General features: G+C 26.6%; 22 protein-coding genes and 1 riboswitch. Of the genes, 2 read left to right on the forward strand and 20 right to left on the reverse strand.

All coding sequences use genetic code 11. The features are described 5' to 3' along the window. Nucleotides 1–18 precede the first annotated feature (18 nt). A complete protein-coding gene (locus ACZ5TJ_RS11725; RefSeq protein ID WP_464199915.1) occupies nt 19–2,091 on the reverse strand; it encodes a molybdopterin oxidoreductase family protein in 2,073 nt (690 codons plus the stop codon). Between the two features lie 393 nt (nt 2,092–2,484). Here ACZ5TJ_RS11725 and ACZ5TJ_RS11730 point away from each other — a divergent pair, with 393 nt between their 5' ends. Further along, a complete protein-coding gene (locus tag ACZ5TJ_RS11730) occupies nt 2,485–3,450 on the forward strand; it encodes a TDT family transporter (protein WP_464199917.1) in 966 nt (321 codons plus the stop codon). A gap of 47 nt (nt 3,451–3,497) precedes the next feature. On the opposite strand, the gene ACZ5TJ_RS11735 is transcribed toward ACZ5TJ_RS11730, so the two are convergent. The 5 genes from ACZ5TJ_RS11735 to ACZ5TJ_RS11755 all read right to left on the reverse strand — a co-directional run bounded on the left by ACZ5TJ_RS11735 (nt 3,498) and on the right by ACZ5TJ_RS11755 (nt 9,399). Further along, nucleotides 3,498–5,780 (reverse strand): ABC transporter permease, encoded by a 2,283-nt coding sequence (locus ACZ5TJ_RS11735; RefSeq protein WP_464199919.1) that lies wholly within the window; start codon nt 5,778–5,780, stop codon nt 3,498–3,500. Between the two features lie 22 nt (nt 5,781–5,802). Next, entirely contained in the window at nt 5,803–6,471 is a 669-nt protein-coding gene (locus ACZ5TJ_RS11740) for an ABC transporter ATP-binding protein (RefSeq protein WP_464199921.1), read from the reverse strand. 105 nt (nt 6,472–6,576) lie between these two features. Beyond that, complete coding sequence (locus ACZ5TJ_RS11745) at nt 6,577–7,833, reverse strand: sensor histidine kinase (protein WP_464199923.1); 1,257 nt, start codon at nt 7,831–7,833, stop codon at nt 6,577–6,579. Then, nucleotides 7,830–8,519, reverse strand: a complete 690-nt coding sequence (locus tag ACZ5TJ_RS11750; RefSeq protein WP_464199925.1) for a response regulator transcription factor — start codon at nt 8,517–8,519, stop codon at nt 7,830–7,832. Before ACZ5TJ_RS11750 ends, ACZ5TJ_RS11745 begins: the two co-directional genes overlap by 4 nt. A 160-nt stretch (nt 8,520–8,679) precedes the next feature. Continuing rightward, on the reverse strand, nt 8,680–9,399 hold the full coding sequence (locus ACZ5TJ_RS11755; RefSeq protein ID WP_464199927.1) for a Bax inhibitor-1/YccA family protein: 720 nt from the start codon (nt 9,397–9,399) through the stop codon (nt 8,680–8,682). A 244-nt stretch (nt 9,400–9,643) separates the two neighbouring features. Here ACZ5TJ_RS11755 and rd point away from each other — a divergent pair, with 244 nt between their 5' ends. After that, entirely contained in the window at nt 9,644–9,805 is a 162-nt protein-coding gene (gene rd / locus ACZ5TJ_RS11760) for a rubredoxin (RefSeq protein WP_464199929.1), read from the forward strand. 41 nt (nt 9,806–9,846) lie between these two features. On the opposite strand, the gene ACZ5TJ_RS11765 is transcribed toward rd, so the two are convergent. The 14 genes from ACZ5TJ_RS11765 to ACZ5TJ_RS11830 all read right to left on the reverse strand — a co-directional run bounded on the left by ACZ5TJ_RS11765 (nt 9,847) and on the right by ACZ5TJ_RS11830 (nt 25,105). Continuing rightward, nucleotides 9,847–10,257: a bacteriohemerythrin gene (locus tag ACZ5TJ_RS11765; protein ID WP_464199931.1), complete on the reverse strand. Its 411-nt coding sequence runs from the start codon at nt 10,255–10,257 to the stop codon at nt 9,847–9,849. Nucleotides 10,258–10,456: 199 nt separating this feature from the next. Beyond that, nucleotides 10,457–11,656, reverse strand: coding sequence for a cation:proton antiporter (locus ACZ5TJ_RS11770; protein ID WP_464199933.1), 1,200 nt, complete (start codon nt 11,654–11,656; stop codon nt 10,457–10,459). Nucleotides 11,657–11,977: 321 nt separating this feature from the next. Continuing rightward, nucleotides 11,978–13,174, reverse strand: coding sequence for a cation:proton antiporter (locus ACZ5TJ_RS11775; RefSeq protein ID WP_464199935.1), 1,197 nt, complete (start codon nt 13,172–13,174; stop codon nt 11,978–11,980). Nucleotides 13,175–13,368: 194 nt separating this feature from the next. Further along, nucleotides 13,369–13,767 (reverse strand): hypothetical protein, encoded by a 399-nt coding sequence (locus ACZ5TJ_RS11780; RefSeq protein WP_039313920.1) that lies wholly within the window; start codon nt 13,765–13,767, stop codon nt 13,369–13,371. Between the two features lie 118 nt (nt 13,768–13,885). Continuing rightward, on the reverse strand, nt 13,886–16,489 hold the full coding sequence (clpB, locus tag ACZ5TJ_RS11785; RefSeq protein ID WP_464199938.1) for an ATP-dependent chaperone ClpB: 2,604 nt from the start codon (nt 16,487–16,489) through the stop codon (nt 13,886–13,888). A gap of 426 nt (nt 16,490–16,915) precedes the next feature. Beyond that, a complete protein-coding gene (locus ACZ5TJ_RS11790) occupies nt 16,916–18,178 on the reverse strand; it encodes a transcriptional regulator (RefSeq protein WP_464199940.1) in 1,263 nt (420 codons plus the stop codon). Nucleotides 18,179–18,196: 18 nt separating this feature from the next. Further along, a complete protein-coding gene (locus ACZ5TJ_RS11795; RefSeq protein ID WP_464199942.1) occupies nt 18,197–19,498 on the reverse strand; it encodes a helix-turn-helix domain-containing protein in 1,302 nt (433 codons plus the stop codon). Between the two features lie 222 nt (nt 19,499–19,720). Further along, complete coding sequence (locus tag ACZ5TJ_RS11800; protein WP_464199944.1) at nt 19,721–19,894, reverse strand: YtxH domain-containing protein; 174 nt, start codon at nt 19,892–19,894, stop codon at nt 19,721–19,723. A gap of 92 nt (nt 19,895–19,986) precedes the next feature. After that, nucleotides 19,987–20,634 carry a ribonuclease H1 domain-containing protein gene (locus tag ACZ5TJ_RS11805; RefSeq protein WP_464199946.1) on the reverse strand — a complete coding sequence of 216 codons (648 nt, stop codon included), beginning with the start codon at nt 20,632–20,634 and terminating at the stop codon, nt 19,987–19,989. A gap of 29 nt (nt 20,635–20,663) precedes the next feature. Next, nucleotides 20,664–21,722 (reverse strand): YkvA family protein, encoded by a 1,059-nt coding sequence (locus ACZ5TJ_RS11810; RefSeq protein WP_464199948.1) that lies wholly within the window; start codon nt 21,720–21,722, stop codon nt 20,664–20,666. 141 nt (nt 21,723–21,863) lie between these two features. Further along, complete coding sequence (locus ACZ5TJ_RS11815; protein WP_464199950.1) at nt 21,864–22,676, reverse strand: MetQ/NlpA family ABC transporter substrate-binding protein; 813 nt, start codon at nt 22,674–22,676, stop codon at nt 21,864–21,866. A gap of 46 nt (nt 22,677–22,722) precedes the next feature. After that, nucleotides 22,723–23,361 (reverse strand): methionine ABC transporter permease, encoded by a 639-nt coding sequence (locus ACZ5TJ_RS11820; protein ID WP_464199952.1) that lies wholly within the window; start codon nt 23,359–23,361, stop codon nt 22,723–22,725. Then, entirely contained in the window at nt 23,362–24,324 is a 963-nt protein-coding gene (locus tag ACZ5TJ_RS11825; protein WP_464199954.1) for a methionine ABC transporter ATP-binding protein, read from the reverse strand. A gap of 90 nt (nt 24,325–24,414) precedes the next feature. Then, nucleotides 24,415–24,559, reverse strand: a riboswitch (SAM riboswitch). Between the two features lie 258 nt (nt 24,560–24,817). Next, nucleotides 24,818–25,105: a DUF503 domain-containing protein gene (locus ACZ5TJ_RS11830; protein WP_464199956.1), complete on the reverse strand. Its 288-nt coding sequence runs from the start codon at nt 25,103–25,105 to the stop codon at nt 24,818–24,820. Nucleotides 25,106–25,210 lie beyond the last annotated feature (105 nt).

Consider the following 25,210-nt stretch of genomic DNA (forward strand, 5'->3'; position numbering starts at 1 on the left):
TAATTTAAATTAAACTGATTACTTTTTAAATACATTTACAGTTACATACTTATAAGATGGTTCTCTTGAATAAGTATCAAACTTTCCTTTTGTTAATCTGTTAGTTTCAATATAGTGCATTGGTCCATATAATTGATTATGAGGTAATCCTTCATTTATTTTAGCATCAACTTCTACAGATTCACCATTTGATGATTTAACTATAATTTTATCTCCATTAGCTATACTTAATTCATCTGCAAGCTCTTTGCTTAATTCTATATACGGATCTTTTGGAGTAGTTTTATTTACAATTGGTATTTCTCTTGTTCTAGTTTGAGTATGCCATTGACCTACTGTTCCTCTTCCTGTATTAAAGATGTATGGATATTCCTCGCTTGGAAGTTCACTATTTTCTCTTACATCTTCATACATAAACTTCATTTTACCATTTGGAGTATAGAATTTGTTATCTTCAAAAAGTCTTCTTGTATCTGATTTTAATTCTTCTCCTTTTCTAAATGGCCATTGAATTCCTTTACTACCTACTAGTTTATCATAATCAATGCCTGTTATGTCACATGGCATTCCTTCTGAACATTTCTTTAAAAGTTCAAATGCATCTTTTGTAGTATTCCATTTCTCTAAAGCTTTTTCTCTTCCTAAAGCTTTTCCAATTCCTTTTAATATTTCAAAGTCTGTTAATTCATTTTCTTCTTTTTCTACTAATGGAATCATTCTTGATACTCTACGTTCAGTGTTTATATAAGCACCTGTTTTCTTTATTCCAGGTATAGCTGGTAAGAATAAATCACATATCTTTGCAGTATCTGTATCTGCATAAAGATCTTGAACAACTAAGAAGTCTAAATTTTTTCTAGCTTCCATAAATGTTTTATTATCAACCCATGAATCTACAGGGTTAGTTGAAACTATCCATAAAGCTTTTATATCTCCCTTTATAGCACCTTCAATTATTTCTGGATATGCTAAAGTTGGTTTCTTTGGAATATCTGAATCTTCTATTCCCATTACTTCTCTAACAAGTTTTCTATCCTCTTCATTTGCATAATCTCTACCAGCGTAAAGGCAAGTCGTATTACTATATAATCTTGATCCCATAGCATCACTTTGACCTGTGATTGAATTTGGACCTGTTCCTTCTCTACCTATGTTACCTGTCATAACAGCAATATTTATTATAGCTTGAGCTGTTCTTACTGCTTCATATCCTTGGTTAACACCCATTGTCCACCAGAATGATACTCTTTTTCCGTTATTTATTGTTTCTGCAAGTTCTAATACTCTTTCTTTACTTATTCCAGTTTTAGCTTCGCAATCTTCTAATGAATATTTCTTTACATGTTCTTTAAATCCATCAAAATCTTCAGTATATTTTTCTATATACTCTTCATTTATATATCCTTTTTCTATAAGCACATTAGCTAAAGTATATAATAATGTTAAATCTGTTTTTGGATTTATTCCATACCACTCATCAGCAAAAGCTGCTGTTTCTGATTTTCTTGGATCTATAACAATCAATTTAGCATCTTTATTTCTTCTAATTCTTCCCCATGTTACTGGATGTGCAATTGCAGGGTTTGCACCTATAAGTATTAAAGTGTCTGTTAAATCTATATCATGTAATGTATATGGTGGAGCATCAAATCCAAAAGATTGCTTATAAGCAACTGCTGATGTAGCCATGCAAAGTCTTGTATTACCATCACCATGCATTCCCATGAAACCTCTTCCTATAAGTCCAAGTAACGCCATTTCTTCCATTGGCATTTGTCCAGTACTTATAAATGCTGCACTTTCTTTTCCATGCTTTGTTTGAATCTCTCCCATTTTTTTAACGAAAACTTCAAATGCTTCTTCCCATGATATTTCATGCATCTTTCCATCTTCACCTCTTAAAAGAGGAAGTCTTTGTTTTCCATAGACTGTACATTGTTTGTCTAAGTTTAATCCTTTTATACATGCTGTTCCATTGTTTACAGGGTAATCTTTTTGTCCAATTATCTTTACTATTTTATTATCTTCGACAGTAAAGCTAAGATTACATCCTGTAGAACAATAATTACATACCGATTGTTTTATTTCCATAACTAATAAATCTCCTTCTAAAACGTATCTCAATTTAATATGTTATTTTATTATCAATTACTTTAATATTAACATGTTATCTAATTGTCATACGTGATAATTATCACAAAATAAGATGAATTTACTGACTTTTAATAAATATACGTGATAATTATCACATATATTTAGTCCGATATAGATTATTATTATTTTAACTAATTATATATTTTTTATTTACATTATAGGGAGGGATAAATTTGGGTGAAAATTCAAATACTAACAATTCCGGTAAAGTCGTTAAAACACTGGCACTTATCGGTTTTTTGTTTTCTTTGTTAATAATTTATCTAATTCAAACTCTTTAAAGTTACTTTTTTAACAAATTGGACATTATATTAATTTTGAGGTGATACTTTGGAAAAAAGGAATTTATTAAAAATTAGGCTAGAAGAATACCCGATAGCTTTTATAGGAACTTGCCTTGGTGCAATAACATTAACTAACTTATATGATAATTTTGAGTTTACTGCCGTTAGATCAATTTTTGCTTTTATAGGATGTGTGGCATTATTATTTTTAATTCGTAAAGCAATTCGTCATCCGAAAGTTGTTTGGGAAGAGATGAATAATACTATTCTTATGGCTCTTTACCCAACTTCAACTATGCTTCTTATGAATCTAGGAAATTATTTTTTAAAATTTAACTATACTTTAGGGAAAACCCTTTGGTCTATAGGATTAATTATAAATGTAATATTTGTAATTTTCTTTTTAATAAGACATATTATAATAGGTTTTAACATGAAGTATGTTTTACCTTGCTGGTATGCATTACTTGTTGGGGTATCTGTATCATGTACTACAAGTGTACAAATGCATGAAACTACTTTAGTTAAACCAATATTTTATTTTGTAGTAATTGCATTTTTAACTTTTTTACCTGTAGTTATTTATAGACTTTGTACACTCGAAGTTCCAGATGCTCAATATCCATTAATCGCAATATTTGCAGCACCTGCAAGTCTTTGTACAATAAGCTATATAACTTTATATAAGAATGCAAATATCTATATAGTAATGTTCTTCTTCATATTAACATTACTTACAACTTTATATGTTTATATTAACTTCCCTAAGTTCTTCTCATTAAAGTTTAATCCAACATTTGCAGCACTTACCTTCCCACTTGCAGTTTCAACTGTAGCTTCATTTAAGGTAAAAGCATATTTATTAGGATTAGGGTATAGTAATGCAGCAAGAATTGTTACAGAAATATCTGGTATAGAGTTCTTCATAGCAACTGCTGTTATTGGGTTTGTATTTTATAATTTTATATTTAATCATATATTTAACATAAAAATTAGAAAGTTTACTAAATAAAAAATTAGAGCAATCCCCTCTTCAAGTTTAGGATTGCTCTTTTTTATTTAATCTTCAAATCTTATTTGTTCTACAACAGAATCTTTTGTTATCTTTTTTAAAGATATTCTAGTTACTATAATTAATACTCCTAACATTACAGTTATACAAAGTATATTTTGAAGTAATGGGAATCCATACTGAATATAGCTAGCAATTTGTTTAAACATTAAAGTAGCTATAAAAGCTATAATGTTTCCTAGTATTAAACCTATTATTGAAGTTATTCCAACTAAGTATAAACCTTCATTAATTATTACTTTTCTAATTTCGCTATCTGTTAATCCAACCGCTCTTAGCATACCAAGTTCTTTCCTTCTTGACATAATACTTGATATCATTGTATTTATGAAATTCATTACTCCAATAAATGCAATTACAAAAACAATTAAGTATCCAACAAACTGTATTCCTTTCTTTTCTTCTTTTAATGATTCAAGAGCCTCTTCATAGTTTTTAGGTTCAGAAATATTTTTATATTTAGATGTTATCTTTTTAATATTATTAGAAACTGATTTCATCTCACCTTTATTTGTTTCTACAAGTATCTTAATGTTTTTATCTATATCTTTAAATATTTCTGAATTATTATAAACATATACTGCATCTGATGATACTTCAATTAATTGTTTCTCTACTAAGGCAACAATCTTTATTTCTCTTTCTTTGCCATCTTCCCCTTTAACTTTTATAATATCCCCTATTTTATAAGCTGATTCACCATGAGTTAAATAACTTATTCCTTCAGTACCATTTTTAAAGCTTGTTTCATTAAATTCCCCTTCAACAACATTGTTTTTTATATTTTCAATTACTTTATTATTAATTCCAATTATTTTTATAAATTTATTATCTTTTGATACATCTATGGATTTTAATCCTTCAATACTCTTTATTCCTTTTACACTTTTTATTTCTTCAACTACTTCATCATTTATAAGATTATTCTCAAATAACTCCATAAAAGGTACATCTATTTCTATATCAGAAATAAACATTGATTTTGCTAAATTTTCTACTTTCATGCTCTTTAGTATTGTAGCTGCAACTATAAATAATATAACAGACAATATTATTGAAATCATTGTAATACTTGTAGCCTTTTTGTTTCTCCAAAGATTCACCCTTGCTAAATCTTTAAATACGTCTTTAGATGCTTTTTTTCTTTTTTTCTTTATCTTTATACTTGAATGTTCTGAATACTTACTAGCTTCAATTGGTGATAATTTTGATACCTTTCTAGCTGGTAATATTACTGATAAAAATACTGTTATAAGTGTTAATAGAATAACTATTGGAATCACTATAGGATTAATATATAATCTTAAATCTCCATTTACATATATTGATTTTATTACTACAAACGAACTTATAAATCCTAAAACGAGACCACTTGGAATTGCTATAGCTGATAATATCATACTCTCATATACAACCATCTTCTTAAGTTGTTTGCTTGTAATTCCTATAGTCAGTAGTAATCCTAAAGCTTTTATTCTTTCTCCTAATATAATGTAAAATATATTATATATTATAAAGAATGCTGATATTGCTATTAAAAGTGCTAAAAGTATATATGGTGCTATAGATGCCATATCAATAGTTGAATCCTGTATTATATTCTCATTTAATATAACATCATCTTTGCTTTTTCCTACAAGGTTTGCTATTTTAGAAAAGTCATTCTCATAATTATCTATACTATTTAGCTTAATAAGTGCTATATTTTCTTTGCTATTCTTTTTTGCGAAAGCTTTACTCATATATACTCTATAATTTGTTACATAAGAATTTTCTTTTGTTAAATCATAATTTAAATTATCAACAACTCCAACGATTTTAAATTGCTTATTTAAAATATTAATTGTATCTCCTATATTCTTATTATTTTTTTCTAAATACAATTTATCTACAGCTATTTCCATTTCACCTTTAGGATATTCCCCTTTAGTTACTTGCAATAAATACATCTCCAAAGCTATTTCATTAAAATATTCATAATTAATATAAGCATCTGTTGTTTCTTCACTGTAAACTGAAATTACTTCACCTAACTTATCTACATTTGAATACTTATTTATATTTTCAAAATCTTTTTCTCCATTAACGGATAATGCTCCATAATAATCTCCCTCAATACTTTTCATAGAATTATTCATCATCTTATTAAAACTAAATCCATATATACATATAACAGTTAAAAAAGCTGTTACTAACGCTATTGTTGCTATTATTATTATGTTTTTCTTTTTTCTACTTTTTATATATTCTAAAGCAATCTTTCTTTCCATAATCCACCCCTATAAAATGCAATTATGCATTCTTAACCTTACCATCTTCTATTCTTATAACTCTATTCCCTTGTAATGCTATTTCATCATTATGTGTTATAAGTACTAATGTTTGATTATATTTTTTTGCACAATTTTTTAAAAGAACCATAACCTCTTCTGTATTTTTAGTATCTAAATTTCCTGTTGGCTCATCAGCTAAAACTATTGATGGTCTTGTAGAAAGCGCTCTTCCTATAGCAACTCTTTGCTGTTGTCCTCCTGATAGTTCATTTGGATATCTATCTTTCTTATCCCATATTCCTAAACTTTTCATAATATCTTCAATAAATTTCTTATCTACTTCTCCACCATCCAATCTAGTTGGAAGTGTTATATTTTCATATACGGTAAGCACTGGAACTAAATTAAATGCTTGAAATATAAACCCAATATTTCTTCTCCTAAATATACTAAGTTCATCTTTTTTTAAAGAATAGATATCTTTATTATCTATTAAAACCTTACCTGATGTTGGATAATCTAACCCGCCAATCATATGTAACAATGTGCTTTTACCAGAACCTGAAGTACCAACAATTGTTACAAATTCTCCCTTCTTTATTGTAATATCTATTCCGTCTACAGCTTTAACTGTATTTTCCCCTTCTCCATAAACTTTTTTTAAATCAATTATTTTTAACATATCCATAACCAAATCCCCTTTTTGTTTAATTCTATAATCTTATTATAGATACACTCCCTTACAGTAAAATAACAGGTAAAATAACAATTTTGTTATTTTACCTGTTATAAACTAATTTATAATGTGTTTATATAATGTTATTTCAAATATAGTACCCTTATTAATTTTACTTTTTACATTAATAGTTCCACCTTGTTCTTCAATTATTTTTTTACACAAATATAATCCAAGACCAGATCCCTCTTTAGCTTGTACATTACTATCTAAACTTCTATAAAACCTTTCAAATATTTTATATAAATCTTCTTTATTTATTCCTATTCCTTTATCTTCAATAACTATAGTCGTTTTAAAATCAGTATTTTTCATACTTACAACTATTTCTGAATTTTTATTACTATATTTTATTGCATTATCTAAAATGTTTATTATAGCTTCCTTCGTCCATCTTACATCATGTACTATATAAAAATCATTAATCCCTTTAACATTTATAAATATATCTTCTGATATAGCCTTTCCATATACAGCATTTATTGCACCTAAAACTGTATTTTTTATATTTTCTTCTTTCTTATTAATTTGTATACAGTGGACTTCTAGCGCTGATATCTTAAGAAGTCCTTCAGTAATCCACTGAAGTCTAATTATATTTTCTTTATTATTAACTAAAAACTCATTCATTTCATTCTTATCAACATATCCATCTAAAATAAGTTCATTATTCATTTTAATTGAAGCTATTGGTGTTTTTAACTGATGGGATAATTCATTTAGAAGTTTCTTTATTCCTTCTCTTTCATTTTCTAATTCATCAATCCAAGATCTCATTCTAAATGATAATATATTAAATCTGTGGTAAGCTAAAGCAAATATACCTTCCTTATTTTCTTCTAGCTTATCAGGATACTCTCCCTCTGAAAGTTTTTTAATTCCCATACTTAATTTATTTACCTTTTTTATTATTATGTATATTAAAAAAACTAATATTGCGGTTATTGCCATTATACTTATAATATTTAATATTTGTACTCTTATTTTAAAAGTTTTATAACCATTTCCAAACCATTTATTATTTTCAATATTGATGTCTTCGCTATAAGCATAATTATTTAGTATATCTAATCCTTCTTTAATATTAGTTTCATCCTCACCTGGTTTTATAATCTTTCTAATAAGATCTTCATCTATATTATTTTCTTTTAAAATTCCAATAATATTGGCATATCTCACTAGCTCATCCTTCTGTATCTTTTTAACTTCCGAATCTATAAATACTTCTGAAATTATCGTAATAATTGAAATTAAAACTATAAATATAATCAAATATTTTTTAAAGAATCCATCTCTTACATTATTCTCAATCATCTTTTAACACATCCTTGTGCCCAAACATAACCTATTCCTCTAATATTTTGTATGTATTCTGGTTCCTTATAATTATCTTCGATTTTTTCTCTTAATCTCTTTATATTTACAGGCACAACATTTTTATCTACAAAAGAACCTTCATTATCCCATATCGCTTCAAGTATTTGATCTTTTGTTAAAATTATTTGGGGATTACTCATAAAATATTGAATGAGTTTCATTTCTTTTTTACTTAAAAATATCTCTTCTCCAAACTTTTCAACTTTCATAAGCTCAATACTAAATACAATATCCTTTGATACTAATTTTTTAAATCTACTCTCACTACTACTTCTTCTAAGAATTGCATTAATTCGTGATACTAACTCCCTTGCACTAAAAGGTTTTGTAATGTAATCATCAGCTCCCATATCTAGTCCATTTGTTATTTCTAGCTCACTACTTTGAGCAGTTAAAAAAATTATTGGAACATCTGAAGTTTTCCTTATTTTTATACATAAATCAAATCCATTCCCATCTGGAAGATTTACATCTAAGATTATTAGCTTAATATTTTCATTTTTAAAAATGTTTTCTCCTTCAGCTATTGTTGTTGCACTAAAGACATTTAACCCTTCCTTTTTTAATGCAAATGTAATACCTCTGTTAAGCGATAAATCATCTTCTATTAATAATAAATTCATAATAAACCCCATTTTAAATATTTTCTATAATTTATTTTATATGTAAGTTACTGCAATTGTAAATATATTTTAATAACATTACAAAAAAGTGGAGTCAGAATAATTCTGACTCCACTTTTATATATTAGTCTTTAAAACACATATAATCAAATTATTAAAATTAATCTCTACTTGAAAAAATCTTTGCTAATAAGTCTAATATCTCCATGTATAACCATACTAATGTTACCATTAATCCAAAAGCTGCATACCATTCCATATATTTTGGTTCTCCAAATTGAGCTCCTCTTAATATGAAACTATAATCTTGCATTAAGCTAATTGTTGCAACTACAACAACTACTAAACTAAATATAATACCTATAGGTCCATTTGAGTATATAGGTAATGTTATTCCAAAGAAACTTAATATTATTCCTATAAATGAAGTTACTATTATTGTTGTTAATGCAATCATTACACCTTTTCTTGTTCTGTCTGCTATACTTGGATTTCTACCAAATACAATTAATGTTACAAATACACATACTATTGTAAGTAATATTGCAGGTAAAACTATTCCAGGATACATCATATTAAATAATTTAGAAATACATCCTAAAAATAAACCTTCAAAAGCTGCATATATAATTGAAGAATACTGAGCTAACTTCGGTGCAAAACTTGTAATTAAAGCAACAACTAAAGTTAATATTGATACCCCCATCATTATTCCACTGCTGTATGGTATATATAACCAGCTGTATATAAAACCACATGAAAGCACTGCAAGTAATATAAGTATTTTTGTAATTGTTCCTGTTATAGTCATTGTTGTGCCATCTTGCACGACTTTTTTAAAACCTGAAGTTAATGCTGGATTTGTCTTCCCTATATTCATATATTTTCTCTCCTTTTCTATTATAAATTTATTATATTTTATATTATAACTCTTTATTGTGTCATTTTTCTGTATATAGTATTTATTTTTATTTTTTATAACTAACTTTTACTCAACATTCATTTTTTTTGTAATTTGAATCACATCTTTATTATTCAATTTAATATATTATTAATACATAAAACATATTGGTTTACTCATACTATTTATTGATAGAGTAAATTATTAAGAGGAGGTTATTGTTATGCAAAAATATATTTGTGATGTTTGTGGATACATTTACGATCCTGCAGTTGGAGATCCAGATAATGGAGTAGCAGCTGGAACTAGCTTTGCTGATGTTCCTGAAGATTGGGTTTGTCCATTATGTGGAGTAGGTAAAGATCAATTCTCAGTTACTGAATAGTTTTAAATTTTATAAAGTTTAAACAAAAAGAAACTTATTTTTTAAGTTTCTTTTTTCTTTAAAAATTCTTTATACTTAAAGTCTTCCATTAATATATGATTCTTTATCCATTTTACTACAGACTCTAAAAGTTCTTTTATATATTCATCTTGATTCTCATCTATTTTACTCTTATCTAAATTTTCTATGTAATTTAAAAATTCATCATGCTTTACCTTATGTGAAAAAAATTTATTATATCCTATAGATAAAAGAAATTCTTCCTCTTCTTTAAAGTGATACTTAGTATAATCTTCAAGTTCATAAATTATTTCCATTATTCTATCGTGTTTATCAAAATAAATATCATTAAATAAAAGTTTACAACATCTATCAATTATATTAAATAGAATTTTATGTTCATTATCAATTTTTTCTATTCCAACAGAATAACTTTCTGACCATGCCCCCATATTCCCATCTCCTAATTCATGATTTATATATACTATTTTTACATTTTATACATATATTGTACATGAAAATTATTATTTTATGCAATAAATATATGTATTTTATGAAAAAATACTAATATTAATTATAAAAACTAATATTAGTATTTTTAATTATTTCTTATTTAATATTACTTTAGATATAATCAATGGATCTACTTATTTATTTAGCGTAAGCTAAGACATTTTGCTCTCTTTTAAATATAACTTTTAAAAGCACAGGCGTTATTACTGTAGTTATAACTACCACAATTACTATTGGTGCTAAAAATGCTGGATTCATAAGACCAACTGCAATTCCCTTATTTGCAACAATAAGTGCAACTTCTCCCCTAGATACCATGCCAGTTCCTATTTGTATTGATTCATCTAGAGTATATTTACATAATCTAGCAGCTAAAGCGCAACCTATTATTTTACTTAATATTGCAACTATTAATAATACACCTGTAAATATTAAAATAGTTGAATTCATTTCTGTAATTTCTACCTTTATTCCTATACTTGCAAAGAATATAGGTGATAATAATATATAAGATAATGTTTCAAATCTAGCATTTATATATTTTGTTCTTTCTGTATTTGATATTATAAGACCTGCTATGAATGCTCCTGTAATATCTGCAACTCCAAAAAACTCTTCTGCAGCAAAAGCTAGTAATAAGCAAAATACAAATGATACAATAACAAATCTTCTCATATCTTTACAATATCTTGACATCCATAATTTAAATAATTTATAAAATAGTACACCAACAGCAGCTGAGAATATAAAGAATAAAACTATCTTTAATAATACAATTCCAACATTTACATTTGGATCTGCTACACTAGTTATTATAGTAAGTGCTATTATTCCTAGTATATCATCAATTAAAGCTGCTCCAAGTATTGTATTTCCAGCTCTAGTATTTAACTTCCCAAGTTCTTTTAACGTCTCTACTGTAATACTAACAGATGTAGCTGTAAGTATTACCCCTATAAATATATTTTGAAGTAGAGCACTTGTACTAGCATGAGATAATTCTCCTCTATTAAAGATAAATGCTACTACAAATCCTCCTATTAAAGGAATTATAACCCCTAAACAAGCAATTAAAGCTGATGCCTTCCCTGTTTTCTTTAATTCATTTATGTCTGTTTCAAGTCCAGCAGTAAACATTAATACTATAACTCCAAGTGCTGCCATCTGTTGAATAAATTCAGTTTCATGAAGCACGTCCAACATAGCTGGTCCAAGTATTATACCTGCAAGTAATGCTCCGACAACTTGAGGCATTTTAAATTTCTTAGTTAATACCCCTAAAGCTTTTGTACTAAGAAGTATAATAGCGATATCAAATAAAAATCTATAAGATAACATAACAAATAATCCCCTTTCTAAATTCCCTTTTACTCATGAAATTATAGGCTCATCTTCTAAATATTTCAAATATGTTATTCCCTCTTATTTTTTGATTTTTAATGAATTTTATTAATTTTTTGTTAATATAGCATTTATTATCTCCGCTTTTCACCCTTTTTCTAGACATTACATATTATATTTTTTATTAATTACGATATTTAACCCTCTTTTTCTGCAAATTTTTCTTTATTTTATTACATTTTTCTTCTTAATTTAAAATAAAGATTTATAATAATATATGAAAAAGATTAGTAAGTAATTACTAATCTTTTCTATATATTAATCTAATAATTTATCTATTTTCTTCTCTTTAGAAAAAGCTATTTCTAAAAGTATTGGCGTTATAACCGTAGTTATTACAACAACTATAACTATAGGTGTTAAAAAATTTGTATTTATAAGAGAAACTGCTATACCTTTGTTAGCAACTATTAATGCAACCTCACCTCTTGAAACCATTCCAGCTCCAATTTGTACTGATTCATGAATACTATACTTGCAAAGTTTTGCTCCTAATGCACATCCTATTATTTTAGTTAATATTGCAATAATTAATAATATAACAGTAAATATAATAGTATCTAAATTCATTCCTGTTATTTCAACTCTTATTCCAATACTTGCAAAAAATATTGGTGACAACAACATATAAGATAAGGTTTCAAATCTTGAATCTATGTACTCTGATTTTTTATTATTAGAAATTATAAGACCTGCTATAAATGCACCTGTAATATCCGCAACACCAAATACCTCTTCAGCTATAAATGATAATAATAAACATATTACAAAAGATATAATGGCAAATCTTCTTACATCACCATCATATTTATCAGCCCATATTTTAAATACTTTCTTAAAAATAATAGCAAATAAAATTGCAAAAACAAAAAATAATATTATCTTAATGACTACTAAATATATATTTACTGATGTATCTGCAAGGCTAGTTATTATTGTTAAAATTATTATTCCTAATATATCATCAATTAAAGCTGCACCAAGTATAGTGTTTCCAGCTCTTGAATTTAAACTTCCAAGTTCTTTTAATGTTTGAACAGTAATACTTACTGATGTTGCTGTAAGTATTACTCCTACAAATATATCTTGAAGCAAAGCATTTGTATCAACTGCGCCTACACTTTCACTAAAAATATAGGATACTAAAAATCCTCCTAAAAGCGGGACTAAAACTCCTAATATTGCAATAACAATTGCAGCTTTACCTGTCTTTTTAAGTTCATTTACATCAGCCTCTAACCCAGCTGTAAACATTAAAACTATTACTCCAAGTTCAGCCATTTGATGTATAAATTCCGTTTCATGTAATATATTTAAAACTGCAGGCCCAAGTATTACACCCGCAAATAATGCCCCAACTACTTGAGGCATTTTAAATTTCTGTGCTATTAAACCAAATACCTTAGTACTTAATAAAATTACAGCTATATCAAATAAAAATCTATAAGATAACATTTAATTGCACTCCTCTTAATTATCCTGCCTTTAGTATATCTATAAAATATATAGCTTAGTTTAAACTAAGCTATATATTTAGAAGGTATCATTAAATATTTTAACTATACTTAATAAATTTTATGTAGTTATATTAACCTTAAACTAAATTAATTTTATTCATAATTTTTTATACGTGGTTTAATTACTTACAATTAATACCTTCCTTCAATTATATCTGTAACATTTATTAAAATTTTATCTAATCCATAATGAGTAGTATTTATCCTTGAATTATTTCCCAACATTTTACTTATTACTTCTTCTTGTTCTTCTATAAAAGCACCTGAATTTTGTATAGCCTCAAATACATCATCTAAATAATATACTTTAGGATCGCCTTCTTCAGCTCCTATTATTGTTGATATTCTATCCCTTGCATCTTCTTTTGTTAAATCATAATCTTCATAAATACCTTCAGTGGCATGAAGTCTTACTCTCTCCTCATAATATCTATTTATATAAGCATCACAACCTTCTATATCTTTAAATGTAACACCTCTTCCATCAGGAAATACTACTAAATAATTATCTTCTGGAGTTAAATATTCCATTAAAATCCCTCCTAAAACTATATATTTATAAAAAAAGGTAGGCTTTAAAGAAAAATTTCTTTAATCCTACCTATTTTATTTATATTTATTTTTTGTAGATTTTAATGTTTGTATACTTCTAAATTTCAGAATTAATTATTATATTATCACCTTCGCCGTCAATTTTTACCTTTGAGCCATATCCGATGTCACCTTTAATAATCATTCTAGCTAATTTATTTTCTAAAGTATTTTGAATGTATCTTTTAAGTGGTCTTGCACCATATATTGGATCATATCCTTCAGTAGCTAATATGCTCTTAGCACTATCAGTTATATCTAGCTTGATGTCTTTATCATGTAATCTCTTTTCAACATCTTTTAAGAATATATCAATAATCTTCTTGATACCTTTTTCTGTTAATGGTCTAAACATTATAATATCATCAACTCTGTTTAAAAATTCTGGTTTAAATCTTGCTTTCATTTCTCCCATTACAAGATCTTTTGCTTGTTCTGAAACTTTACCATCAACTTGGTTTTCTAAAAGATATTGAGAACCTATATTTGATGTCATTATTATTATAGTATTCTTAAAATCAACAGTCTTACCTTTATTATCTGTAAGTCTACCATCATCTAGTATTTGTAAGAATATATTAAATACATCTGGATGAGCTTTTTCGATCTCATCAAATAATAATACTGAATATGGATGTCTTCTAACAGCTTCTGTTAATTGTCCGCCTTCTTCATATCCAACATATCCTGGAGGTGGTCCAACTAATCTAGATACTGATTGCTTTTCCATATATTCTGACATATCTATTCTAATCATGCTATCTTCACTATCAAATAATGTTCTAGCTAAAGTTTTAGCAAGTTCTGTTTTACCAACACCAGTTGGTCCTAAGAATATAAATGATCCTATTGGTTTATTTTCATCTTTAAGACCTGCTCTAGCTCTAAGTATAGCATTTGATACTGATTCAACAGCTTCCTCTTGATCTATTACTCTCTTTTGTAACTCTTCATCTAATCTTAAAAGTTTTTCTCTTTCGCTTTCAAGTAATCTTGTTACAGGAATTCCAGTCCATTTTGATAATACTTCTGATACTTCTTCTTCAGTTACCTCTTCTTTTAAAAGTGCACCATCTGAATTATCAGAAACTTCTTCTTCTTTTGCTTTAATCTTTTCTTCTAATGCTGGAATAACACTATATCTAATTTCAGCTACCTTATTGTAGTCGTAGTTTCTTTCGTATCTTTCAAGTTCTCCCTTAGCTTCATCCATTTGTTCTTTTAATTCTCTAAGTTCAACTATGTGTTCTTTTTCTTTTTCGTATTTAGCAGACATTGCATCATTTTGTTCTTTAAGTTCTGCAAGGTCTTTTTCTATAACTTCTAATCTCTTCTTAGAATTTTCATCTTTTTCTTTAGATAAAGCTTCTTTTTCAGTTTCAAGTTGGAATATCTTTCTTCTAACTGCATCAAGTTCAGTTGGAAGTGAATCAACTTCTGATCTAATCATAGCACCAGCTTCATCAATTAAGTCAATTGCTTTATCTGGTAAATATCTATCTTGAATATATCTATCTGAAAGTTTAGCAGCTGCAACTATAGCTGAATCATGAATTCTAACTCCATGATGTATTTCAAATCTTTCTTTTAATCCTCTTAAAATTGATATTGCATCTTCAACTGATGGTTCGTTAACTATTACTGGTTGGAATCTTCTTTCTAATGCTTTATCTTTTTCAATGTATTGTCTATATTCATCAAATGTTGTAGCACCAATACAATGTAGTTCTCCTCTTGCAAGAAGTGGTTTAATTAAGTTACCTGCATCCATTGCACCATCTGTTTTACCTGCACCTACTATTGTATGAATTTCATCAATAAATAGTATTAACTTACCTTCACTATTTTGAACTTCCTTAAGTACAGCTTTTAATCTTTCTTCAAATTCTCCCCTATACTTAGCACCAGCAATTAATGAACCCATATCTAATGAGAATATAACTTTATCCTTTAATCCTTCAGGAACATCTCCATTAACTATTCTTTGTGCAAGACCTTCAACTATAGCAGTCTTACCAACACCAGGTTCACCGATTAAAACTGGATTATTTTTAGTTCTTCTTGAAAGTATTCTAACAGTTCTTCTTATTTCTTCATCTCTTCCTATAACAGGGTCTAACTTATGGCTCTTAACTAACTCATTTAAATTAGTACCGTACTTAGCTAAAGCATCATAAGTTCCTTCAGGGTCTTGAGTATCAACCCTTTGGCTTCCACGAACTTCTTTTAATACTTCCATAAATCTATCTTCAGTTATATTATAAGATCTTAAAATATCATAAACCATTCCGTTTTTTTCAATTTCAATAATTGCAAGCATTAAATGTTCAACACTTACATAAGAGTCTTCAAATTTCTTTGAGATATCTTCAGCTTCTATTAATACTTTTTCAACTTGTCTTGTTATATATACATTTGTTTCTGCACCTTGACTTGCTTGTACCTTTGGTATTAAATCTAAAGCTTGTTTTATTGAAGATTCAAGTGCTCTTACTTGAATACCCATTTTAGTGAATATATTTGGTATTAGTCCATCTTGTTGTTCTACTAAACTTGCAAAAAGATGAATTACATCCATTTGTTGATTATCATTTTTTACAGCTATTAAATTTGCTTCATTAAGAGCTTGTTGAACTCTTAAAGTCATCTTATCTACATTCATCTTTAAATTCACCTCTCATTATTAATTTATATTCATAATAGTATATTAGTCAAAGAAAGTCAAAGTCTGTTTTTAAAGCAAATTAATTTATATATATCTTTAAACTATTATTTTTTTAAAGTATTTATTACTTTGCTTTAATTCTTTTTGATTTTCTTCTATTTTCTATTAATGTTGTTTTTTATATAATCTAATGAATATTCTATGAATGGTTAAACTTAAGTAATTCTCATATATAAATATATTAAGTTACAAAACTAAATCCATTTTAAATATTGATTAAAATTAGAGCTATTTTTATCTATTATTATTTATATTTAAAAAAATTTTTTCATAAGTTATTATTCGCAATTATAGAAGTATTATTTATACTCTAAAATAAAAAGAACATTTCTAATAATTTAGAAATGTTCTTTTTAAAATTCTTTATATTTTCTTTTGCATCTTCATTGCAAGTGTAAAGTATTTTATTGAATCATGTGTATCATTTATTTTATGATACATATTTGCCATATCTATATATCTATTATATAGATCTTTTCTTGTCCCAAATTTAACTAAAGAATCTAATGATAGATTCATATATAATTCTGCTTCTATATACCTACCTTGTTTTTGTAGTAGCATTCCTTTTAAATAATAAGATTGTTCAATTAATTCTATATGATTTAATTCAATAGCTATATTTATTGCTTTATCAGCAAACTCTTCTGCCATATCCAATATCTCATTAGCTTTAAGAAGCTTTACTGCATTAACAAAGAACTTTCCAAGTCTATAAGGATCATCATTAGGTAACATTTTTACAGCACTATCTATTGCTTCTAAAGCATTCTCTCTTTTACTCATTTTAAAATATGCTTCTGCAAAATCTAACTTCATTTCTGATATTTTATTATCGCTTTCTTTTGCATATTTATATGCCATATCAACTTCCTCTTTAGTTACATCTTTACCTAAAGATATACTTATTAAAGAACTTGCATAATAAATTCTATATTTTAATTTACTATCTATTACATATTTAATATTTTCTTTTGCTATATCAATATGTTCTTTTGCAAGATTATATTCTCCACATTTTAAGTAACACATTCCCTTTCTATATCTGATACTAACATACAGTTCTTCTTTAATATTATTGTCTTCAATAAGAGTATCTAATACTCTCCTATAATAAGTTACAGCTTCTCTATATTCCTTGCTATAGTAAAGATAATTTCCCATATCTCTAAAATACATTATTGTATTTTCATAAACATTATTTCTTCTATATAAATCATAGTATCTAGGAATTATATCTAAAATATCATTTAATTTATTATTTTTTAAATAATAATTAAATAACTTATGTGTTAATTCAAAAGCCAAAGTAAAATATTTATAGTCTACTGCATATTCTAAATTTAACTTAATATCTTTCTCTAGCTGTTCATCTAACTCATCTTTTCCTTCAAAGAAATCAATATTCTCAATTATTTGCTCATATACATCTTTAGCTAAATAATCATAATCTAACTCTAATTTATCTGCAATGTATTTTAAAATATCTTTATCTGCTTTTACTTTTCCATTCTCTATACAACTCATCTTAGAGATTGAAATCTCATTAGCACATAATTCTTTTAATGTAACACATTTATATATTCTTGATCTTTTTATCTTTTCACCTGTTGAAAGTATCTCCATACCTAACCACCCTTCTCTTTAGTTATTTAGTATTCCTATCTCCCTAAAAATACTAACCCCTTTGTCTAAATATTTTGCTGCATTTTCATCATTTTTATTATCAAGATAGAACTTACCAATCATAATTGCAAGTTCACCAGCTCTTTGGTATAATTCATTGCTCTTTGCAAATTTATAGCTATCTAATAATATTTGTTCAGCTTCTACATCCCTACCATTTATAATTGCCATTCTGTATCTCACTAGATTACATTCTATCATTTCCTCTTTATTATTTTCTGTAAGTTTCTCTTCAATATCATCTAAAATTTCAGCACACTTATTTAAGTCTTTTATCTTTAAATAATTTTTGCTTATATTTATTAATGTATCTATAACCCTGTCATCATTATTTTGCATTCTGATATCTCTTGCAAGTTCATAATGTTTAAATGATTCTTCGATATTTTCAAAATTATAGAATAACTTACCTAAATCATTTTCTATATTTGATATATTATTTATGTCATTAAGCTCTTTGTATATTTTTAAAGTCTTCTTAGAGTATTTTATTGCATTTTCTAAATCACCTTTTTTGCTATACTCTTCTGATAGGAATAATAAAGTTTTTGCATACTTATCTTTATTATTTATTTTTTCAAATTTCTCTTTTGCTAAGAATGAATAATCTATCGCTTGTCCTATATTATCCATTTCAAAATATGCCTTAGCTAAATAGAAATAGATTTCGCCTAAAAGATAATCCTCTCCAATTTCATTATCTATATATACTTTTTCTGCTTGTTTTAAATAACTGTTAGCAGAATAGTATGCTTTAAGCTCTAGTGTAATCTTTGCTAGGTTTAAAAACGTTTGTATTATATCCCTATGTTTACTATTCTTAATAAAAATAACATTTGCAGATAGGAAATATTGTTGTGCTAATGTTATTTCTCCTTTGCCAACATGTATTTTTGCTCTTAAATATAATATTTTTGCTTTTTTATTTTCAAGATTATATAACTCTGCATAATAAAGTGCATTCTCTATATATTTTTCTGCAACTAAGTATCCTTCATCTAATATATAAGCTTCAGCTATTTGTTCATAATAAGTACAAACCTTTTCAGCTTGACTCTCTTCTGATTCCATTAAATACTCTACTGTCGTATTTAAATTATTCGCTAAGTATTCTAATAAATCCATAGACGGATTTGACCTTCCTGACTCTACTAGACTTATTTGCCCCGGCGTTATTCTGTCTTTAGCTAAATCCTTTAACGTCATATTAAGTTCTTTTCTTTTTCTTTTAATCTTTTCTCCTAAAGATAGAATTTCCATATTTTCTCTTCCCCTTATAAATATAAATTAATTTGTTAATTATTTTTTTACTTTGTTTACAATTTGTATAAATTTAGATTTATTATAACATATTATGTGGAAAATATACAAGATTCTTGTTAAACTTTGTTAATTTTTCTCATATCAGAATTTAATTTTAATTAATATTTAAAAGAATAAATTATAAAAAAGAGCTTATTTAAAAAATAAGCTCTTTTTTAACTATTTCATCATTGTCATCATATGGTCGTATGTTTCACCTGCTGCATTAATAAATCTTTTTCCTGCTCTTTTCATATGTCTTCTTGTTCTTTTGTCTATTCTTGGCAACATAGCCATACTAACTGCAGTTCCTATTAAAGCACCAGCTGCCATACCTTTAATTATCTTACCCATAAATAACACCTCTTTTTAAAAATTATTTAAGACTGTATATTTAGGGTATGTATTTGATAGCTTTTTAAACTATGAATTTATTTCTTATCCTTCTATTTTATCCCTAATGCTTCTTTAGCTAAAGCATCAACTCTATCATTAAATTTATCTCCAGAATGTCCTTTAACTTTTTTAAATAAAATCTTTATGTCTTTCATTTTTTCTTTCATAAACTCATGATAATTAGATGTTATTTCATTATTTCTCTTCCAAGTTCCAAGTGCCCATGATTCAATTCCTTGATAGTCAAAAACTATAGTAACCATTTTATGATTATTATTAATTGCATATTCTACAGCTTTCATAGCTCCTAAAACTTCACCTGATACATTTCTAAGTGGAATTGCTTTTTCATCAAATCCAACTCCATTATCTTCATAAATAACTTTTCCATCTTCAATTGCTACAAGTCCATAAGAAAAATTCTTTTTTTCTAAAGAAAAACTTCCATCTACATAAACAGTTAACCCTTCATCTGCAATAAAACTTTCTTCTTTTTCTAATTTTGATGAAGATTTTTTTGATTTAGCACTACTTCCAGTTGTATTTATAAGAATAAATTCTTTTGCTTCATCTAATGTTTTAAAACTTTTATAAATAGCTCCACTACATCCTATAACTTCTTTTTTACACTCGTCCCAAGAAGTTAAAATTTTAGGAACTCCTGATTTTCCTTTAAATACTGAATAATATTTTGCCATAATAGTCTCCTTTTGAATTTATAATAACTTTATAAAGTTGCAACTTCTTGAGCTATATTATAAATTTTATCTATATTTTTTGCACCTGTAAAATTAGTTACATATTCTATTCCATTTTTTAATACTAAAATTAATTCATTTTTTCCTGACCAATTTTCAACAAGTACATTAAAAGGAACATCTGTTGCAATTCTATTTAATGCAAAGAAAATAACTGCTAGATCATCTATTGTTCCTATAAAAGGTATATTATTTGGTATCATATCTGTTGGACATATTATATATGCTATTGAACCTGATACTGCAAGTTTTGTTTTTATAGGTACTCTATTATCTTTTAATAATCTAAAAATAAGCGCAACTAAGTCTGGTATTAAAAATAAATAATCTGAGTACACCTTAGCATTATCAGGTAATTTTTCTTCAATTTTTTCTTTAGTAGTATCTCTACCTACTGTATAATAATCTTCTTTTTTCTTAGTATTTTCTATTATCTTTTCATATTCTATATTTTCTTCTAATTCATTATCTTCTCTATTTTCATATACTAAGTTTTCTTCTTTTTCTTCTATATTATTAACAGAAGCCTTATCTTCTACACACTCTTTTATATTTTCACTCTTTTCTTCTGTATTTAATTTTGATAAATCTAAATTTATATTTGAAACTTCTGCTGCTACAGTATTTTCTTTTATATAAACATCTTTCACATTAATTTTTATAAATGGGAATCTTTCTAATATTTTATTAATATCAACAGTGATTACATCTTTATTTGTATGTATTCCAATATCTCCAATAACTTTTATTAATGTTTTTAAAGCTAAACTTCTAAATATTCTAAATATACCTAGCTTGTACACTTTTAATTTAGAAAGTTTTCCTACAACTTTACCATTAACTACATTTAATTCATCTATTAAAAGCTTAAAATCTATTTTTATTCCTTTTTTAAAGCTTCCTTTTATTTCTACACCATTATCTATCGTAACTTCATTAAGCGTTAATCCATTAATATTAACAAAGTCATTTATTATACTTAAAATATCTTGTCCTGTTAAATTTACACAAACTTTTGATATCTTCATTACCCTTCCCTCCAAAAAATAGTTTATTCTCTTTATTTTACCCTTTTATGTTTCTAATGTAAATTAATATACTACCTAATAATATCTACAAAAAATTAAAAGGTAGCTAAAAATAGCTACCTTTTATATAATACTTCTTCATTAAAATACTGGAATTACTGCTCCATCGTATTTTTCATTTATAAAGTTTTTAACATCTTCTGAAGTTAAAGCTTCTGTTAAATCCTTTATCTTTTGGCTATCCTTATCTGATTCTTTTACAGCAATTATATTTGAGTATGGTTCTGCTGCTTTAGAATCTTTATCTTCTACAATTAATGCATCTTTTTCAACTGAGAAACCTGAATCGATAGCATAATTCCCGTTAATTACAGCAGCATCAACATCTTCAACAGTTCTTGGAATTGATGCAGCTTCTAATTCTCTAAACTTTAAATTTTTACTGTTCTCTGTTATATCTTTAGGTGTTATAAGTTCTCCGTCCTTTAATTTTATAATACCATTTGCTTCTAGAAGTCTTAATGCCCTTGCTTCGTTTGAAGGATCGTTTGGTATTGCTATAGTAGCTCCGTCTTTTAACTCATTTATATTTTTTAATTTCTTTGAGTATAAACCAAGTGGCTCTAAATGTACTTTAGCTGTATATGTTAATCCTAAATTTTCTGATTTATTTTGTTCATTCAAATATGGAATGTGTTGGAAGAAGTTTGCATCTAAGCTTCCTTCTGATAATGCTTTATTTGGAGTTACATAATCAGTAAATTCTTTTATTTCAAGCTTATATCCCTTTTCCTCTAATTTAGGTTTTATATGTTCTACAATTTCTTTATGAGGAACTGGTGTAACACCTATTGTTATAGTCTTATCGTCCCCTTTACTATTTCCACCACAACCTACTAACGCTAATGATAATACTCCTACTAATATTGATGATATTATTGTTCTTTTTTTCATATTAAAATCCCCCTTTTTATTTTTTCACTTATTGCTTTTATACTTATTATTTTGAAAGTCTTTTATAAAAATAATTTCCTAGACTTTGTAGCCCCTGAACTATAATTATTAATAATATTACTGTTACAATCATGTAATCTGTTTGGTATCTATGATAACCATATCTTATAGCAACATCTCCAAGTCCACCTGCACCTATTGCCCCTGCCATTGCTGAATATCCAATTACACTAATTATAGTTAAAGTTAATCCTGAAACTATTGATGGTACTGCTTCTTTAAGCATAACTTTAAATATTATTTGACTATCTGATGCACCAAAAGATTTTGCAGCTTCTACAACTCCTTTGTCCACCTCTCTTAATGCACTTTCTATAATTCGTGCAATAAAAGGTGCTGTTGCTATAGTTAATGGAACTATCATTGCTTCTTTTCCAACAGTTGTTCCAACTATTATTCTGCTTAGTGGGAATACTGCAACCATAAGTATTACAAATGGAAAGCTTCTTAATATATTAACTATAAAATCTAGTACACTATATATTCCTTTGTTTGGTTTTAATCCATCTTTAGCTGTTAAAGTTAAAGCTATTGCAATAATGAATCCAACTATAAGAGCAAAAAATGTTGATAAAAAAACCATATATCCTGTTTCCCACGTAGCTTTTAATATTTCTTCAAACATTTATAATACCTCCCACTGAACATTTTTTTCTTTTAGATAATTAAATATAATATCTTTGTCTTCATCATTTATATTTATAACTAAATTTCCTAGAACACTTTCTCTAAACCTTTCTAGCTTGCCCCATACTATTGAAAAATCTACATTTGTGTCTCTTGCCATTTTAGTTATAAGTGCATTTTCTGATGAATCTTTTGGGAAAAATATTTTTATATTTATTCCGCTCTCTGGTAATAGGTCTATATCATTTTCTCCAAGGAATTTTTTAAGCGAAACTCCTGGCTTTAAAAATAATTCTTCAGCCCTGCCTTGTGCTTTAATTTTTCCCCCTTCTAAAAGTGTTATTTTTTCACAAACTTCTTTTACCACCTCCATTTGGTGAGTTACCATTACTATAGTTATCCCAATTTCTTTATTTATTTTTAAAATTAATGATAGTATGTCCTTAGTTGTTTTAGGATCTAATGCTGAGGTAGCTTCATCACAAAACAGTATACTTGGTTTTAATGCTAATGCTCTTGCAATTGCAACTCTTTGCTTTTGACCACCACTTAATTCTGACGGCATACTTTTAATTTTATTTTCTAAATCTACAAGCTTTAGTAATTCTAAAACCCTCTCCTTAACTTGTTCTTTTTTATATCCCCAAAGTTCTAATGGAAGTGCTATATTTTCATACACATTTTTTCTTTCTAATAAGTTAAAATTTTGAAATATCATTCCGATATCTTTTCTAAGTTCTCTTATTTCTAGTTTGTTTAAATCCTTAATTTCCTTATCCTTTATTAAAATACTTCCTGTATCATAGCTTTCTAATCCATTTAAACATCTTAAAAGCGTTGATTTACCAGCTCCACTATGACCTATTATTCCGTATATCTCTCCTTTTTTAACTTCTAAGGATATATCTTTTAAAACTTCTATCTCCCCAAATTTCTTTTTTAAATTTTTAACCTTTATCATATACTTAAAGCCCCCTTTTTTAGAAAATAAAAAATGCACTAGAGAATAAATCTCTAGTGCATGAAACGTTCCTTGCCCTATTAATGTATTCCCTTATCTATCAGATATTAAATCTGCAGGATTTAGCACCACACTAAAATAACAATTTAAATATAAAATATATTTAAACCTTGCTATTAATTTAGCAGGTTGCTGGGCTTCATAGGGCCAGTCCCTCCACCACTCTTGATAAGAATTCGATATTTTATTTTGTAAATAAATAATTTAATTTGAAATTTTATCCATAAACTACTTATATATAATATATTATGTTTTTAATACTTTGTCAATAACCTTTTATAAAAAATTTTTATATAATAATTTTTTATATTAGTTTTTAAAAATAATATAATTTTATATCTTTAGTCTTATAAAGCATCTGCCTTTCTAATGTGTTATTTATCATTAATCTATGTATAACTGATACTTATTGTTCATCATATTTTAGTAAATATTAAAATTTCTCTACGTCCCATAAAATATCTATAATTTCTCCCTCAGCATTATCATCTATAAATTCTAATATTTTCTCCTTCATACTATCTGCTATTTTATTATTTCCACAAATTGATGAAAGTCCTATTGTAATTAACTTATGATTATCCATATTATCTACTTCACCAAGGGAAATATTAAATTTATTTTTAAGCCTTTGACTTATGCTTCTAACTATCATTCTTTTTTCTTTTAAAGAATTAACCCATTCACTTCTTATTGTTATTTTCATAAGTAATATGTACATTTTCCCACCTCAAGCTTTACATAATTTGTATTTAATATATGCTCTATATTCTTATAATATTCCATATTTTTATTTATATAAATCATATTAACTTTAATTTATTTC

The organism is Clostridium budayi, assembly GCF_055396605.1.

Coding starts and splice junctions, on each gene's coding strand:
- ACZ5TJ_RS11725 (WP_464199915.1), bottom strand. CDS start 2,091: ATGGAAATAAAACAATCGGTATGTAATTATTGTTCTACAGGATGTAAT.
- ACZ5TJ_RS11735 (WP_464199919.1), bottom strand. CDS start 5,780: ATGGAAAGAAAGATTGCTTTAGAATATATAAAAAGTAGAAAAAAGAAA.
- ACZ5TJ_RS11740 (WP_464199921.1), bottom strand. CDS start 6,471: ATGGATATGTTAAAAATAATTGATTTAAAAAAAGTTTATGGAGAAGGG.
- ACZ5TJ_RS11745 (WP_464199923.1), bottom strand. CDS start 7,833: ATGATTGAGAATAATGTAAGAGATGGATTCTTTAAAAAATATTTGATT.
- ACZ5TJ_RS11750 (WP_464199925.1), bottom strand. CDS start 8,519: ATGAATTTATTATTAATAGAAGATGATTTATCGCTTAACAGAGGTATT.
- ACZ5TJ_RS11755 (WP_464199927.1), bottom strand. CDS start 9,399: ATGAATATAGGGAAGACAAATCCAGCATTAACTTCAGGTTTTAAAAAA.
- rd (WP_464199929.1), top strand. CDS start 9,644: ATGCAAAAATATATTTGTGATGTTTGTGGATACATTTACGATCCTGCA.
- ACZ5TJ_RS11765 (WP_464199931.1), bottom strand. CDS start 10,257: ATGGGGGCATGGTCAGAAAGTTATTCTGTTGGAATAGAAAAAATTGAT.
- ACZ5TJ_RS11770 (WP_464199933.1), bottom strand. CDS start 11,656: ATGTTATCTTATAGATTTTTATTTGATATCGCTATTATACTTCTTAGT.
- ACZ5TJ_RS11775 (WP_464199935.1), bottom strand. CDS start 13,174: ATGTTATCTTATAGATTTTTATTTGATATAGCTGTAATTTTATTAAGT.
- ACZ5TJ_RS11780 (WP_039313920.1), bottom strand. CDS start 13,767: ATGGAATATTTAACTCCAGAAGATAATTATTTAGTAGTATTTCCTGAT.
- clpB (WP_464199938.1), bottom strand. CDS start 16,489: ATGAATGTAGATAAGATGACTTTAAGAGTTCAACAAGCTCTTAATGAA.
- ACZ5TJ_RS11790 (WP_464199940.1), bottom strand. CDS start 18,178: ATGGAGATACTTTCAACAGGTGAAAAGATAAAAAGATCAAGAATATAT.
- ACZ5TJ_RS11795 (WP_464199942.1), bottom strand. CDS start 19,498: ATGGAAATTCTATCTTTAGGAGAAAAGATTAAAAGAAAAAGAAAAGAA.
- ACZ5TJ_RS11800 (WP_464199944.1), bottom strand. CDS start 19,894: ATGGGTAAGATAATTAAAGGTATGGCAGCTGGTGCTTTAATAGGAACT.
- ACZ5TJ_RS11805 (WP_464199946.1), bottom strand. CDS start 20,634: ATGGCAAAATATTATTCAGTATTTAAAGGAAAATCAGGAGTTCCTAAA.
- ACZ5TJ_RS11810 (WP_464199948.1), bottom strand. CDS start 21,722: ATGAAGATATCAAAAGTTTGTGTAAATTTAACAGGACAAGATATTTTA.
- ACZ5TJ_RS11815 (WP_464199950.1), bottom strand. CDS start 22,676: ATGAAAAAAAGAACAATAATATCATCAATATTAGTAGGAGTATTATCA.
- ACZ5TJ_RS11820 (WP_464199952.1), bottom strand. CDS start 23,361: ATGTTTGAAGAAATATTAAAAGCTACGTGGGAAACAGGATATATGGTT.
- ACZ5TJ_RS11825 (WP_464199954.1), bottom strand. CDS start 24,324: ATGATAAAGGTTAAAAATTTAAAAAAGAAATTTGGGGAGATAGAAGTT.
- ACZ5TJ_RS11830 (WP_464199956.1), bottom strand. CDS start 25,105: ATGTACATATTACTTATGAAAATAACAATAAGAAGTGAATGGGTTAAT.